Origin of the sequence: Streptomyces sp. NPDC102402, assembly GCF_044765765.1 — a bacterium.
Lineage (GTDB): Bacteria > Actinomycetota > Actinomycetes > Streptomycetales > Streptomycetaceae > Streptomyces.
Genome location: NZ_JBIWKR010000012.1, coordinates 24,415 through 38,044 on the forward strand (window position 1 = coordinate 24,415; position 13,630 = coordinate 38,044).

The 13,630-nt window shown below is 72.2% G+C and carries 15 protein-coding genes; 12 read left to right on the top strand and 3 right to left on the bottom strand.

Translation table 11 applies throughout. The features are described from left to right. Positions 1-72 precede the first annotated feature (72 nt). From ald to ACIRJR_RS28130, 11 genes are all read left to right on the top strand, one after another. On the top strand, positions 73-1,188 hold the full coding sequence (gene ald, locus ACIRJR_RS28080; protein ID WP_403785941.1) for an alanine dehydrogenase: 1,116 nt from the start codon (positions 73-75) through the stop codon (positions 1,186-1,188). Positions 1,189-1,547: 359 nt separating this feature from the next. Next, the gene (locus ACIRJR_RS28085) at positions 1,548-2,666 is read left to right on the top strand and encodes a ParA family protein (RefSeq protein ID WP_403785670.1); all 1,119 of its coding nucleotides are present in this window, start codon (positions 1,548-1,550) and stop codon (positions 2,664-2,666) included. Continuing rightward, positions 2,663-3,259: a hypothetical protein gene (locus ACIRJR_RS28090; RefSeq protein ID WP_403785943.1), complete on the top strand. Its 597-nt coding sequence runs from the start codon at positions 2,663-2,665 to the stop codon at positions 3,257-3,259. The genes ACIRJR_RS28085 and ACIRJR_RS28090 overlap by 4 nt, the downstream gene beginning before the upstream one ends. A 102-nt stretch (positions 3,260-3,361) precedes the next feature. Next, a complete protein-coding gene (locus ACIRJR_RS28095; protein ID WP_403785672.1) occupies positions 3,362-4,516 on the top strand; it encodes a segregation and condensation protein A in 1,155 nt (384 codons plus the stop codon). Beyond that, a complete protein-coding gene (gene scpB, locus ACIRJR_RS28100; RefSeq protein ID WP_403785674.1) occupies positions 4,513-5,163 on the top strand; it encodes an SMC-Scp complex subunit ScpB in 651 nt (216 codons plus the stop codon). Before ACIRJR_RS28095 ends, scpB begins: the two co-directional genes overlap by 4 nt. After that, the gene (locus ACIRJR_RS28105) at positions 5,163-6,317 is read left to right on the top strand and encodes a pseudouridine synthase (RefSeq protein ID WP_403785676.1); all 1,155 of its coding nucleotides are present in this window, start codon (positions 5,163-5,165) and stop codon (positions 6,315-6,317) included. The genes scpB and ACIRJR_RS28105 overlap by 1 nt, the downstream gene beginning before the upstream one ends. Before the next feature lie 132 nt (positions 6,318-6,449). Further along, a complete protein-coding gene (gene pnuC, locus ACIRJR_RS28110) occupies positions 6,450-7,103 on the top strand; it encodes a nicotinamide riboside transporter PnuC (RefSeq protein ID WP_403785678.1) in 654 nt (217 codons plus the stop codon). After that, positions 7,100-8,179, top strand: a complete 1,080-nt coding sequence (locus tag ACIRJR_RS28115; protein ID WP_403785680.1) for an AAA family ATPase — start codon at positions 7,100-7,102, stop codon at positions 8,177-8,179. Before pnuC ends, ACIRJR_RS28115 begins: the two co-directional genes overlap by 4 nt. After that, the gene (locus tag ACIRJR_RS28120; protein WP_403785682.1) at positions 8,176-8,919 is read left to right on the top strand and encodes an NUDIX hydrolase; all 744 of its coding nucleotides are present in this window, start codon (positions 8,176-8,178) and stop codon (positions 8,917-8,919) included. The genes ACIRJR_RS28115 and ACIRJR_RS28120 overlap by 4 nt, the downstream gene beginning before the upstream one ends. Next, entirely contained in the window at positions 8,916-9,938 is a 1,023-nt protein-coding gene (locus ACIRJR_RS28125; protein WP_403785684.1) for an ADP-ribosylglycohydrolase family protein, read from the top strand. The genes ACIRJR_RS28120 and ACIRJR_RS28125 overlap by 4 nt, the downstream gene beginning before the upstream one ends. 3 nt (positions 9,939-9,941) lie before the next feature. Next, entirely contained in the window at positions 9,942-10,733 is a 792-nt protein-coding gene (locus tag ACIRJR_RS28130) for a DNA polymerase beta superfamily protein (RefSeq protein WP_403785686.1), read from the top strand. A gap of 18 nt (positions 10,734-10,751) precedes the next feature. Here the strand turns inward: ACIRJR_RS28130 and ACIRJR_RS28135 are convergent, their stop codons facing one another. Then, the gene (locus ACIRJR_RS28135) at positions 10,752-11,318 is read right to left on the bottom strand and encodes a helix-turn-helix domain-containing protein (RefSeq protein WP_403785688.1); all 567 of its coding nucleotides are present in this window, start codon (positions 11,316-11,318) and stop codon (positions 10,752-10,754) included. A 47-nt stretch (positions 11,319-11,365) separates the two neighbouring features. Here ACIRJR_RS28135 and ACIRJR_RS28140 point away from each other — a divergent pair, with 47 nt between their 5' ends. Then, positions 11,366-12,301 (top strand): class I SAM-dependent methyltransferase, encoded by a 936-nt coding sequence (locus ACIRJR_RS28140; protein WP_403785690.1) that lies wholly within the window; start codon positions 11,366-11,368, stop codon positions 12,299-12,301. A gap of 1 nt (position 12,302) precedes the next feature. Here the strand turns inward: ACIRJR_RS28140 and ACIRJR_RS28145 are convergent, their stop codons facing one another. Both ACIRJR_RS28145 and ACIRJR_RS28150 read right to left on the bottom strand, forming a co-directional pair. Further along, positions 12,303-12,995 (bottom strand): DNA polymerase beta superfamily protein, encoded by a 693-nt coding sequence (locus ACIRJR_RS28145; RefSeq protein ID WP_403785692.1) that lies wholly within the window; start codon positions 12,993-12,995, stop codon positions 12,303-12,305. Between the two features lie 10 nt (positions 12,996-13,005). After that, positions 13,006-13,440, bottom strand: coding sequence for a Rieske (2Fe-2S) protein (locus tag ACIRJR_RS28150; RefSeq protein WP_403785694.1), 435 nt, complete (start codon positions 13,438-13,440; stop codon positions 13,006-13,008). Positions 13,441-13,630: the final 190 nt, after the last annotated feature.

A 13,630-nucleotide genomic window follows, 5' to 3' on the forward strand; every position in this document is an offset into this window, starting at 1 on the left:
CCCTATGCTTGGTTCATGCGGGTACCTCCTGCTATGTCCGAGCACATCTCCGAGCCAAGGACCGTGATCGACGTGAAGGTCGGCATCCCCCGCGAAGTCAAGAACAACGAGTTCCGGGTGGCGATCACCCCTGCCGGAGTGCATGAGCTCGTCCGTCACGGCCACCAGGTGCTCGTCGAGCAGCACGCCGGTGAGGGTTCCTCCATCCCCGACGCGGAGTACGTCGCCGCCGGCGCGCGGATCCTGCCGACCGCCGACGAGGTCTGGGCCGCCGCCGACCTGCTGCTCAAGGTCAAGGAGCCGGTCGCCGAGGAGTACCACCGCCTCCGCAAGGACCAGACGCTCTTCACGTACCTGCACCTCGCCGCCTCCCGCGCGTGCACGGACGCGCTGATCGCGTCGGGCACGACCGCCATCGCCTACGAGACCGTCGAGACCGCGACCCGCGCCCTGCCGCTGCTCGCCCCGATGTCCGAGGTGGCCGGCCGCCTCGCCCCGCAGGTCGGCGCCTACCACCTGATGCGCTCGGTCGGCGGTCGCGGCGTGCTCCCCGGCGGTGTCCCCGGCACGGGGTCGGCCAGGGCCGTCGTCATCGGCGGCGGGGTCTCCGGCTGGAACGCCACCCAGATCGCCGTCGGGCTCGGCTTCCACGTGACACTGCTCGACAGGGACATCAACAAGCTGCGCGAGGCCGACAAGGTCTTCGGCACGAAGGTCCGGACGGTCGTCTCCAACGCGCTCGAGCTCGAGAAGGCCGTCGTCGAGGCCGACCTCGTCGTGGGCGCCGTCCTCATCCCCGGTGCGAAGGCGCCGAAGCTGGTCACCAACGAACTGGTCGCCAAGATGAAGCCCGGAAGTGTTCTTGTCGACATTGCGATCGACCAGGGCGGCTGCTTCGAGGACTCGCATCCGACCACGCACGCCGAGCCGACCTTCATGGTCCACAACTCGGTCTTCTACTGTGTCGCGAACATGCCGGGCGCCGTGCCGAACACCTCCACGTACGCCCTCACCAACGCCACGCTGCCCTACATCCTGGAGCTCGCGAACCGGGGCTGGGTCGGCGCCCTGCGTCGCGACGCCGCGCTCGCCAAGGGTCTCAACACCCATGACGGCCAGGTGGTTTACCGCGAGGTGGCCGAGGCTCACGGTCTCGACCACGTCGAACTGAGCACGCTCATCGGCTGAGCGGGTCAACCCCCTCCGTCAACCTCACACGTCCGGCCGGACCTTGCCCAGCAAGGTCCGGCCGGACGTGTGAGGGGGCCCGGCCCAACTCGCCGGAGACATAGCCCTCTACCCTTTTTGCACCCCCGCGAAAGGTGCGCCCCGGGCGCTCCGTGCTCTTGACAGAGGGGTGTTCGATTGCCGACACATCGGGCCGGGTCCGGCGGATTGTGTTGCTGCGAACCGGTGACACGCCATAGAGTCGCCAATCGTCGGCATGGTGCCACGCTGACCTATCGATAAGTTTCCTGGTCACATCCAAGGAGGTAAGACGACTTGTGAATGAGTCGACAATTACTCCCGGGGGTGGTCAACCAGGGATGCCTGCACGGGGTCTGAGCCCGATCGGGCTCGAAGCTGTCGGCTCCGTCGCTGTCCGCACCTTCGCCACCCACCAGCAGATGACGACAGCCCCCCAGATGATGGACGGCCTACACGTGAACGCCATGGCCGGCAACGAGAGTGGCCGGGAGACCGCCCACTTCGCCGACTTCGCCGAGGTGCCCGAGGGGCACTTCTACGACCCCGATGCCGAATACGAGCCCGATCCGGAGTACGCGGCCACGCTCGCGCCCGACGCCGCCCGCCAGCGCCGCGAGCGGATCGGCCCGACCGGCCGGCCGCTGCCGTACTTCCCGATTCCCGGTCCGCTGACCGATCACGGTCCCGCGAAGATCATCGCGATGTGCAACCAGAAGGGCGGTGTGGGCAAGACCACGTCGACCATCAACCTGGGTGCCGCACTCGCGGAGTACGGCCGGCGCGTCCTGCTCGTCGACTTCGACCCGCAGGGAGCCCTTTCCGTCGGCCTCGGGGTCAACCCGATGGAGCTCGACCTCACCGTCTACAACCTGCTCATGGAGCGGGGCATGGCGGCCGACGACGTCCTGCTGAAGACGGCCGTGCCCAACATGGACCTGCTCCCGAGCAACATCGACCTCTCGGCCGCCGAGGTGCAGCTGGTGAGCGAGGTGGCCCGGGAGTCGACGCTGCAGCGCGCCCTCAAGCCGCTGATGGCCGACTACGACTACATCGTGATCGACTGTCAGCCCTCGCTCGGCCTGCTCACCGTGAACGCCCTGACGGCGGCTCACAAGGTGATAGTCCCGCTGGAGTGCGAGTTCTTCGCGCTGCGCGGTGTGGCGCTCCTCACCGAGACCATCGAGAAGGTCCAGGAGAGGCTCAACCCCGAGCTGGAGCTGGACGGCATCCTCGCCACCATGTACGACTCCCGCACGGTGCACAGCCGCGAGGTGCTGGCACGTGTCGTCGAGGCCTTCGACGACCACGTCTACCACACCGTCATCGGGCGGACCGTGCGCTTCCCGGAGACCACGGTCGCCGGTGAGCCCATCACCACGTACGCGTCCAACTCCGTCGGTGCCGCCGCCTACCGCCAGCTCGCCAGGGAGGTGCTCGCCCGGTGTCACGCCGAGTGAGTCTGCCGGGGGCCGACGAGCTGTTCCGTACCACCGGGGGCATGGGTCTTCAGGCCTCGTCCCCCGCCGAGCGGAGACGCAAGGCGAACGGCGAGGCGCGGGTCCCCGCACCGGCCGGAGGAAGCGATCCGGCCGCGGAGGCAGGCCAGGGCGGCGCACCGGCGACCGGAGCCACACCCGCAGGGGCGTCCCGGGAGGAGCACTCCGCGGCGGACGCCGACGGCGGCGGCTCCCGCAGCCGTGCCGACGGGGAGGGGCAGGGAACGTCCGGCCCGCCCCGGGCCCGCACGGTGCCGCCCCAGGAGGCCGCTCCCACCGTCCAGGTCCAGCCGCAGCGCGGACGCGGGGGCGGGGGCGGACGAGGGGCGAACCGCCGGCCCAGCGGACGTGAGCGCCACGACGAGAAGATCACCGTCTACGTGTCGGCCGAGGAACTCATGGACCTCGAGCACGCGCGCCTCGTGCTGCGCGGTGAACACGGACTGGCCGTCGACCGCGGGCGCATCGTCCGGGAGGCGGTCGCGGTCGTGCTGGCGGACCTGGAGTCGCGCGGCGACGCGAGCATCCTCGTACGGCGGCTGCGGGGCCGCTGACCGGCGCCGCGCCGGTAGCCTGCCGGGGGAGGGACGCCGTACGGGCGGCCCCGCCCCCGGGGCCCACCGCCCGCCTCCCGCCGCACCCCTGGACCCCAGCACATGCCGACTGCCGACGACACGCCCCGCCGGACCCGCCGCGCCCTCGGCCGCGGGCCTGGGATACGGGCCGCGGCGTCCCCCGCGGAGCCTGAGGCCGCCCAGGAGGCCCTGTCGGCCCCGCCGGGCGACGGGGCGGCCCCGCAGGCCGCACAGGCCCCGCAGGCCGCACAGGCCCCGCAGGCCCCGCAGGCCGCACAGGCCCCGCAGGCCCCGCAGGCCCCGCAGGCCCCGCAGGCCGCCGTCGGCCCCGTCGAGGGCCTTCCGGGGGCCTTGTCGCCCGTGGAGGCGGCGGAAGCACGCGCCGACGCCCCCGAGGGGGCCGGCGAGCCGGCCGTCGAAGCCTCCGGCGACCGGCGGTTCACCGTGCGGCTGGTCAACTTCGAGGGCCCCTTCGACCTGCTCCTCCAGCTGATCTCCAAGCACAAGCTCGACGTGACCGAGGTCGCCCTGTCCAAGGTCACCGACGAGTTCATGGCGCACATCCGCGCCATGGGGCCGGACTGGGACCTCGACCAGACCACCGAGTTCCTCGTCGTCGCCGCGACCCTCCTCGACCTGAAGGCCGCGCGGCTCCTCCCCACGGCCGAGGTGGAGGACGAGGCGGACCTCGCCCTGCTGGAAGCGCGTGACCTGCTCTTCGCGCGGCTGCTGCAGTACCGCGCGTACAAGCGGATCGCGGAGATCTTCAGCGACCGGCTGGAGTCCGAGGCCCGCCGCTACCCCCGTACCGTCGGACTCGAGCCCCAGCACGCCGCACTGCTGCCCGAGGTCGTGATCAGCATCGGCCCCGAGGGGTTCGCCCGGCTCGCCGTGAAGGCGATGCAGCCGAAGCCGAAGCCGCAGGTGTACGTAGACCACATCCACGCGCCCCTGGTCAGCGTGCGTGAACAGGCCGAGATCGTCGTGGCCCGGCTGCGCGCGGAGGGGGAGATCAGCTTCCAGGCGCTCACCGAGGACGCGGAGGACACCCTCACGGTCGTCGCCCGCTTCCTGGCGCTCCTGGAGCTCTACCGGGAGAAGGCGGTCGCACTGGACCAGGAGGAGGCGCTCGGAGAGCTCCTGGTGCGCTGGGCGGGGGGCGAGGGGGCGGAACCGGTGGTCACGGACGAGTTCGACCAAGAGGTGCGCGAGCCACAGGAGGACGCACAGGCATGAGAACGGACGATGACGGGCAGGACGCCACGGTTGCCGGGCTCGACCTCAAGCCCGCCCTGGAGGCGGTCCTCATGGTCGTCGACGAGCCCGCCACCGAGGAGCACCTCGCCAAGGTCCTCCAGCGGCCCCGCAGGGCCGTCGCGGACGCCCTGCGGGAGCTGGCCGACGAGTACACCGTCCAGCGCCGCGGATTCGACCTCAGGCTCGTCGCCGGGGGCTGGCGCTTCTACACCCGCCCGGAGTACGCGGAGGCGGTCGAGGGCTTCGTCCTGGACGGCCAGCACGCCCGGCTCACCCAGGCGGCGCTGGAGACGCTCGCGGTGGTCGCGTACCGTCAGCCGGTCAGCCGGTCGAGGGTCTCGGCGGTACGCGGAGTGAACTGCGACGGCGTCATGAGGACCCTGCTCCAGAGGGGTCTCGTCGGGGAGGCGGGCGCGGAACCCGAAACAGGTGCGATCCTGTACAGGACGACGAACTACTTTCTGGAGCGCATGGGCCTGCGAGGCCTGGACGAGCTCCCGGAGCTCGCGCCCTTCCTCCCGGAGGCGGACGCGATCGAGGCTGAGACGCTAGAGGGTGTGCCGTCGTTCGATCCGGACGCACCGGACACCCCGGATACTCACGCACACGACAAGACGGATTTTTGATGCGAAGCAGTGGCAGGAACAGCGGAAGCGGCAACAGCGGCGGCGGCCGGAGCGGTGGCGGCGGCCGGAGCGCCAGGAACAACGCCGGCACCGGCAGGAACAGCAACCCGAACCCCCGGGTCTCCGGCTCCGGGCGTGACGACAAGCAGGAGCAGCGCCCCCGCCGGCCCCGCCCCGAGGAGCGCCGCTACGACGTGGGCTCCGACAAGCCGGGCGGCGACGGCGGCCCCCGCAAGGGCCGGGGCACGGCGGCGCGCGGCGGCGCCAAGGGCGGGCCGACGAAGCCCGCTCAGAACGTGAGCAAGGGCGGCCGGCGCCAGGGCGCGCCCGCCCGCCCCCGCGAGCTCGACGCCAAGATCGAGCAGCGCAACCGCGACCGGTACGCCGAGAAGCCCGAGATCAGGACGCCGAAGACGCACCCGGGCGCCGAGCAGGAGGGCGAGCGTCTGCAGAAGATCCTCGCCCGCGCCGGGATGGGCTCCCGCCGGGCGTGCGAGGAGCTGATCGAGCAGGCCAGGGTCGAGGTCAACGGCGAGATCGTCCTCGAGCAGGGCATGCGCGTCGACCCGCAGCACGACGAGATCAAGGTCGACGGCCTGACCGTCGCGACCCAGTCGTACCTCTTCTTCGCGCTGAACAAGCCGGCCGGCGTCGTCTCCACCATGGGTGACCCGGACGGTCGCCAGAACCTCGGCGACTACGTCACCAACCGCGAGACACGGCTGTTCCACGTCGGGCGGCTCGACACCGAGACCGAGGGCATCATCCTGCTCACCAACCACGGTGAGCTGGCCCACCGTCTGACGCACCCCAAGTACGGCGTGAAGAAGACCTACCTGGCCGCCATCCAGGGACCGCTCCCGCGCGACCTCGGCAAGCGGCTCAAGGACGGCATCCAGCTGGAGGACGGGTACGCCCGCGCCGACCACTTCCGGGTCGTCGAGAACACCGGCAAGAACTACCTGGTCGAGGTCACGCTCCACGAGGGCCGCAAGCACATCGTCCGCCGGATGCTGGCCGAGGCCGGCTTCCCGGTCGAGCGGCTGGTGCGCACGTCCTTCGGGCCGATTCCGCTGGGTGACCAGAAGTCCGGCTGGCTGCGACGCCTGACCAACACCGAGGTCGGCATGCTGATGCGCGAGGTCGGGCTGTAGCCCACCGCCCGGCACCGAACGGCCCGCGGCCGGTTCTCGTTCATCTTTTCGAACAGGAACCGGCCGCGGGCCTTTTGCCGCCGCCGTTTCTTCTTTATAGTCAGAGTGACCATTAAAGAAGGAGGCGGCGCGGTGACGCTCGCGGACATACTCGATCCCCTGCAGCAGCCCCTGGTGACGGTCCTGGACACCCCGGTCAGCTGGACCGAGGTGCTGGGTTTCGGCAGCGGTGCTCTGTGCGTCTGGCTCGTGGCCCGCCAGCACCTCGCCAACTGGCCGATCGGCATCGCCAACAACCTGTTCTTCATCCTGCTGTTCGCCCAGTCCGGTCTGTACGCCGACGCCGGCCTGCAGATCGTCTTCATCTCCCTCGCCGCGTACGGCTGGTGGACCTGGACCCACGGGGGTGGACCAGGTGCGACCGTCCTGCCGGTGCGGAGCACCACCCGCACCGAATGGACCTGGCTGCTCGCGGCGGGGGCGGCGGGCACCCTCGGCCTCACCCTGCTGCTGTCCCGGGCCACGGACTCGACCGTGCCCTTCTGGGACGCCCTGACGACATCGCTGTCCCTCATGGCGACGTACGGGCAGTGCCGCAAGCGCGTCGAGTCCTGGTGGCTGTGGATCGCCGCCGACGTGGTCTACATCCCGCTCTACGCGTACAAGGAGCTCTACCTGACCTCCCTGCTGTACGCCGGCTTCCTCACGCTCTGCCTCGTCGGGCTGCGCAACTGGAGCAGGGACCTCGCCGCCCACCGGCGCGCGGACGCGGTGGTGGCGGCGTGAAGCGCCACGGGCACGGTCTCGTCCTCGGCAAGTTCTACCCGCCGCACGCCGGCCACCACCACCTCGTCCGCACCGCGCGGGACCGCTGCGAACGGCTCACCGTCCTGGTCTGCGCCTCCTCCGTCGAATCCGTCCCGCTCGCCGACCGGGTCGCCTGGATGCGGGAGGCCCACCCCGGTGTACGGGTGGTGGGCGCGGTCGACGACACCCACATGGACCTCAATGACGCGGCGGTCTGGGACGCGCACATGGAGGTGTTCACCGCGGCCGTGCCCGAGCGGGTCGACGCCGTCTTCACATCGGAGACGTACGGCGAGGAACTCGCCCGCCGCTTCGGCGCGCAGTCCGTGCTCGTCGACCCCGGCCGCACCCTGTTCCCCGTATCGGGCACCGCGGTCCGCGCGGACCCGGCCGGCTGCTGGGACTACCTGGAGCCGCCCGTGCGCGCCGCGCTCGCCCGCCGGATCGTCGTGCTCGGTGCCGAGTCCACCGGCACCACGACCCTGGCCCGCGCCCTGGCGGCTCACTACCGCCGGCGCGGCGGCGTGTGGGCACGGACCGGCTATGTCGCCGAATACGGCCGGGAGTTCAGCGAGGCGAAGCTCGCTTCGCTGCGTGAGCGGTGGCCGGGTGTCCAGTGGGAGGACGTCACCTTCACCACCGAGGACTTCCCCCTCATCGCCGAGACCCAGAACGCCCGGGAGGAGGCCGCCGCGCGGGCCGGGTCCCCCGTGCTCTTCTGCGACACCGACTCCTTCGCCACCACGGTCTGGCACGAGCGCTACATCGGCGGACGCAACCCGCTCGTCGAGGAGACCGCCGACCGGGTCGCCCACCACCTCTGGCTGCTCACCGACCACGAGGGAGTCGCCTTCGAGGACGACGGGCTGCGTGACGGCGAGGAGCTGCGGCCCTGGATGACGGATCGCTTCCGCGCCGAACTCACCCGTACGGGGCGGAGGTTCATCGAGATCACCGGGGACCGCGACGAACGCCTCGCGGCGGCGGTCGCCGCCGTGGACGGCCTCCTCGACGCCGGCTGGCACTTCACCGCACCCCTGCCGGAGCACCGATGAGCACCGCCCCCGAGGGGTACGACCCCCACGCCTTCGTCCCCTTCGCCGTCACCGTCGACCTCGCCGTCTTCACCGTCCGCGAAGCGCGGCTCCACGTGCTGCTCGTGGAACGCGGCCAGGCGCCCTACGAGGGCCGGTGGGCCCTGCCCGGCGGATTCGTGCTCCCCCGGGAGTCCGCCGAGGAGGCGGCCCGCCGCGAGCTCGCCGAGGAGACGGGGCTGACGAAGAGGTCCGTGTGCGGCTTCCACCTCGAACAACTGCGCACCTACAGCGACCCGGACCGTGACCCCAGGATGCGGGTGGTCTCCGTCGCGTACGCCGCTCTCGTGCCCGACCTCCCCGAACCACGGGGCGGCGGGGACGCGGCACACGCGCAGTGGTGGGACGCGGACGGCACCGGGCCGCTCGCCTTCGACCACGACCGCATCCTGGCGGACGCGCACGACCGGATCGGCGCCAGGCTCGAGTACTCCTGCCTCGCCACCACGTTCTGCCCCGCCGAGTTCACCCTCGGCGAGCTCCAGCAGGTCTACGAGACCGTCTGGGGCGTCGCGCTCGACCGCCCCAACTTCAGGCGCAAGGTCCTCACCACGCCCGGCTTCGTCCAGGCCGTGGACGGCCCGCCGCGCCGCACCGGCGGACGGGGAAAGCCCGCCGCCCTCTACCGGGCGGGTGCCGCTACCGCCCTGCACCCACCCTTGCTGCGCCCGGAAGGACGCCCTGAAGGACGGACATCATGATCCCGACACGGATACTCACCAAGCAGGCTGCCACCGGCGCCCTGACCGGGCTCGCGCTCGGTGACGCGCTGGGCTTCCCCACCGAGTTCAACAACGTCCCCGCGATCCTCGCCAAGTGCGGGCCGTGGCGCGAGATGCGGCTGCCGAAGCCCGCGTTCGTCACCGACGACACCCAGATGACCCTCGCCCTGGGCCGTGGCATCCGCACCGCCATGGACGAGGGGCTGCTCACGCCGGAGCGGATGGTGGGCCCGGTCCGGGAGGAGTTCGTCCGGTGGAACCGCTCACCCGAGAACAACCGCGCTCCCGGCCGTACCTGCATCGAGGCGTGTGAACTGCTGGAGGGCGACCGGCCCTGGCAGGAGGCCAGCCGGACCGGCTCCAAGGGCTGCGGCGCCGACATGCGCGTCGCGCCCATCGGCCTCGTGCCCGGCCTCAGCGAGGAACAGCGTTCCGGCGCCGCCCAGCTCCAGGCCGCGCTCACCCACGGCCACCCCACGGCGCTGGCCGCCTCCGACCTGATGGCCCGCGCGGTGTTCCTCCTCGCCCAGGGGGCCGAACCGCTCGGCCTCGTCGGTCAGTTGCGCTCGTACGCGTACGAGAACCGTGGCCGCTACCTCAGCCGGTGGCTCGGTGACCTGTGGCGGCACACCCATGACGCCTCGCCCGAGGCGTACATCAGCCGGGGCTGGGACGAGTGCCTGACCGCGCTCGCGGCCGTCCAGGACGCCCTGCGCGATCCCTCCCCGGAGACCGACCCGTGCGAGCGGACCGGCGACGGCTGGATCGCCGAGGAAGCACTCGCCACCGCCCTGCACTGCTTCCTGCTCTTCCCCGAGGAGCCGGTCACCGCGCTGCGCCGGGCCGCCTGCACACGGGGCGACTCCGACTCCCTGGGCTGTCTGACGGGCGCGCTGGCCGGAGCGCACCTGGGGGCGGGGGCCTGGCCCAAGGAGTGGTCGGAACGGATCGAGTACCGCAGCGACCTGCTGTCCCTGGCCGCCCTCTGGGACGCTTGATCCATGCACAGCGACACGACACTCCCGCGGGGGGCCGGGCTGCCGGTCACCGACCTGACTCCGATACTCGCCGGGGAGCCCTTCCCGCTCCTTTTCGCCACGGTCTCGGGCGCCCACCTGTACGGCTTCCCCTCGCGGGACTCGGACGTGGACCTGCGGGGGGTCCACGTCCTGCCGGCGGAGGATCTCGTGGGCCTGCGGGAGCCGGAGGAGACGCGCTCGCGGATGTGGGACCACGACGGGACCGAGATGGACCTCGTCACCCACGACCTGCGCAAGTTCGTCCGGCTCATGCTGAAGCCCAACGGCTACGTGCTGGAGCAGCTGCTCTCGCCGCTCGTGGTGCACACCACGGAACTCCACGCGGAACTCGCCTCGCTGGCACCGGCGGTGGTGACCCGCAACCACGCCCACCACTACCGGGGCTTCGCCGGCACGCAGTGGCGGCTCCACGAGAGGACCGGCGAACTGAAGCCGCTCCTCTATACCTTCCGCGCCCTGCTCACCGGCATCCACCTGATGCGCACCGGCGAACTGGTGGCGCATCTGCCGACCCTGCTGGGAGAGGTGCGGGCGCCCGCCTTCCTCCCCGCGCTGATCGAGGCGAAGTCGGCCGCCGAGCACGGGGCCGCGGACCCGGCCGACTCCGCCGCCGCCGCACGTGACGTCGAGGCGCTGCACGTGGTCCTCGACGAGGCGCAGGCCGCGTCACGGCTCGCCGGCGCGCCTTCGGGGTTCGACGCCCTGCACGATCTCGTCGTCCGGACCCGGCTGGGGGAGCCCCTCCCGTCCTGACACCGCGGCGTCCGCCCCTCACCCACGCTCGCGCAGGTGGGAGCGGCGGCCGTCCCGGTCGAAGATGCCGAGGACCTCGGCCGGGCCGCCGACGGCGCCCAGCGCGTGCGGGAGCATCGTCGTGAACTCCGCCGCCTGTCCCTCCTCCACCCGCAGCCTCCGTTCGCCCAGCACCAGCATCACCGTGCCGGACAGCACCGTGAACCACTCGCGGCCGGGATGCGCCTTGAGCGCCGAGGGCCCTTCGGGGGGAGGTCCGGTGAGCCGTATGCGGGCCACCGTGACGCCGGGCTCACCGCGCATCGCCCACTGGGTCAGACCGTGCGCCGGGTTGTGCGTGGGGTTCGTGACCACGTCGTCCTCCGCCGCCTCGACGAGCTGGTCGAGCGAGGACCCCAGGGCCCGGGCGATCACGGTGAGCTGGTCGAGCGCGATCCTGCGGTGCCCGGTCTCGATCCGGCTGAGCGTGGAGGCGCTGAGGTGGCAGCGGGCGGCGAGGTCGTCGAGCGACCAGCCGTGCGCGGCCCGCAGGGCCCGGACCCGTTTGCGTACGAGGCCGTCGAGATCACTACCTTCTTGCGTCATGGGCAAGACGGTATGCGCAGAACGCAATCCTTCATAGGCTGGGTGGCATGACACGTTCCGCATCAGGCCCGCACGCCCACGAGCACGGCGCCCGCCCCCACGCGCACGACCACTCCCACGACCGCTCCCACGGGCACGACCACCACGCGGACGACGCGGTCCAGGACAGCGATCTCGCCGAGATGCTCGACCTCGACGCCGAGCTGTTCGCCCCCTACCTCGACGCCGTGACCGAGCGCATCGCGAGCCTCGCCGGTGAAGGCGTCCGGCACGTCGTCGACCTCGGATCGGGCACGGGCACGGGCACGTTCGCCCTGCTGGAACGTTTCCCCGAGGCCGAGGTGACCGCCGTCGACACCTCGCCCGCGATGCTGGCACGGCTCGTCGAGGCGGCCCGCGCCAGGGGCCTGGGCGACAGGGTGCGTCCCCTGGAGGCGGACGCCGCGGCGGGGCTCGCCTCCATCGAGGGCGCCGACCTCGTCTGGGCGTCCGCCTCCCTGCACCACGTCGACGATCCGGCCGCCGCGCTCACAGCGGCTCGTGCCGCGCTGCGTCCCGGCGGCCTGCTGGCCGTCGCCGAGCTGGACGGGCTGCCGCGCTTCCTGCCGGACGGTGCCGAGGCGGGCGGCCCCGGCCTGGAGGCCCGCTGCCGTGCGGCGCTGGACGTGCTCCACGGCGAGCAGGTACCGCACCTGGGCGCCGACTGGGCCGTACTGCTCGCGGCGGCCGGTCTCACCGTCGAGCACGAGAGCGCGGAACTGCTGGAGCTGCGCGCACCGCTGCCCGCCGGCGCCGGCCGCTACGCGCAGATCGTGTTCTCCCGCATCCGAGGCGCCCTCGACGGCAGGGCCGACGCCGCGGACCTCACCGAGCTCGGCACCCTGCTCGACGGCGGCCCGCGGGACGTCCGCCACCGCGACGACCTGGTCGTCCGCTCCACCCGTCAGCTCTGGGTGGCCCGCCGCCCGGTGGCCCCCGCCTGAGTCACCCGGCCGCCGAAGCCCGCCGGAGCCGGACCAGGAACGCCTCCACCCGCTCCCGGTCCGGCTCCGGCGGCAGCGGGGAGCGGACGGCCGCCTCGTCGTTCTCCTCGGCCAGGCGCGTCATCCGCCGCTCCACCTCGGACCACGGGACCTCGCCCCGCTTCACCGCCAGCAGGTCCTCCCGCGCGTCCTGGACGTCGATCGTCAGCAGGCCGGTCCGCAGCAGGTCCCGGCAGGACGCCAGCAGTCGCAGCAGGTGCATGGCGTGCTTCCAGCGCGGAGCGCCGTGCGTCCGGACATCGGCCTCCAGCTTCCGGCGCCGGCCCAGCGCGTAGCGTACGAACGTCCCGTGGGCCTGCCGGGAGAGGAAGGCGTCGCGCAGGCCGAGGAGCTCCTCGCCCCTGGCGTCGATCCGCTCCACGATCGGCGAGTGCAGGCACTCCAGCACATTGGGGTTGGCCCGCAGCGCCAGCTCGCAGAAGCGCTCCAGCTCCCAGGAGAACTGCTCGTCGGCCGGCCCCTCGACGTGGGAGGGCGGTTTCGTGAAGCCCCAGAAGAGCGGGGTCGGCGCGAGGAACACCCCGCGCCGGTCCGTGTCGCTGTCATCCGTGGCCAGCCCGAAGGCCCGGGAGCCCATCACGCACGAGTAGACGGTGTGCTCCCGCACGAGCCGCGCTTCGTCAGGGGTGATCATGCGCGCGAGGCTACGCTCCCCGCGTGAGCCGGATGCTGTCGCCCTCGACGGTGATCCGCTCGGCGGGCAGCGCGCGCGTGGCCGGGCCCTGTTCGACGGCCCCGTCCTCGATGCTGAACCTGCTCCCGTGGCAGGCGCAGTCGATGGTGCCGTCGGAGACCGAGGAGACGATGCAGCCCGCGTGGGTGCACACCGCGGAGAAGGCATTGAACTCCCCGGCGGCCGGCTGGGTCACCACGACCTTGCGGTCCTTGAAGATCTTCCCGCCCCCGGCCGGGATGTCGGCGGTCGTCGTCAGCTCCGCGTCCCCCGGGGCGGACGGGGAGCCGGAGGCGACCGGGGAGCTCTCCTCGGTCCCGCCCCCGTCCCCGTCCCCGGACGAGCCGCAGCCGGTCACCAGTGCGGCCGCTCCCGCGGTCAGGACCGTCCTTCGCCGTGCGTTCATGCTTCTCCTCGCAGGGTGATCGATGCTGGGGACGATGACAGGCGTCGTCACCCGCCCGGCGTCCCGGCCCCGCGACACGGCGGTGGATGCGCCCGACCGGGTGGGCCGCGGAGCGGTGCCGCCGCTGCGCCGTGTCTCACGGACAGAGCACGGTGACCGGCCCGTCCGCCGCCCCTCTAGGCTGAAAGGG

Bases quoted from the DNA above. Each gene is read 5' to 3' on its own strand.
- ACIRJR_RS28085 (WP_403785670.1), top strand. From the start codon at position 1,548: ATGCCTGCACGGGGTCTGAGCCCGATCGGGCTCGAAGCTGTCGGCTCC.
- ACIRJR_RS28095 (WP_403785672.1), top strand. From the start codon at position 3,362: ATGCCGACTGCCGACGACACGCCCCGCCGGACCCGCCGCGCCCTCGGC.
- scpB (WP_403785674.1), top strand. From the start codon at position 4,513: ATGAGAACGGACGATGACGGGCAGGACGCCACGGTTGCCGGGCTCGAC.
- ACIRJR_RS28105 (WP_403785676.1), top strand. From the start codon at position 5,163: ATGCGAAGCAGTGGCAGGAACAGCGGAAGCGGCAACAGCGGCGGCGGC.
- ACIRJR_RS28120 (WP_403785682.1), top strand. From the start codon at position 8,176: ATGAGCACCGCCCCCGAGGGGTACGACCCCCACGCCTTCGTCCCCTTC.
- ACIRJR_RS28125 (WP_403785684.1), top strand. From the start codon at position 8,916: ATGATCCCGACACGGATACTCACCAAGCAGGCTGCCACCGGCGCCCTG.
- ACIRJR_RS28130 (WP_403785686.1), top strand. From the start codon at position 9,942: ATGCACAGCGACACGACACTCCCGCGGGGGGCCGGGCTGCCGGTCACC.
- ACIRJR_RS28135 (WP_403785688.1), bottom strand. From the start codon at position 11,318: ATGACGCAAGAAGGTAGTGATCTCGACGGCCTCGTACGCAAACGGGTC.
- ACIRJR_RS28140 (WP_403785690.1), top strand. From the start codon at position 11,366: ATGACACGTTCCGCATCAGGCCCGCACGCCCACGAGCACGGCGCCCGC.
- ACIRJR_RS28145 (WP_403785692.1), bottom strand. From the start codon at position 12,995: ATGATCACCCCTGACGAAGCGCGGCTCGTGCGGGAGCACACCGTCTAC.
- ACIRJR_RS28150 (WP_403785694.1), bottom strand. From the start codon at position 13,440: ATGAACGCACGGCGAAGGACGGTCCTGACCGCGGGAGCGGCCGCACTG.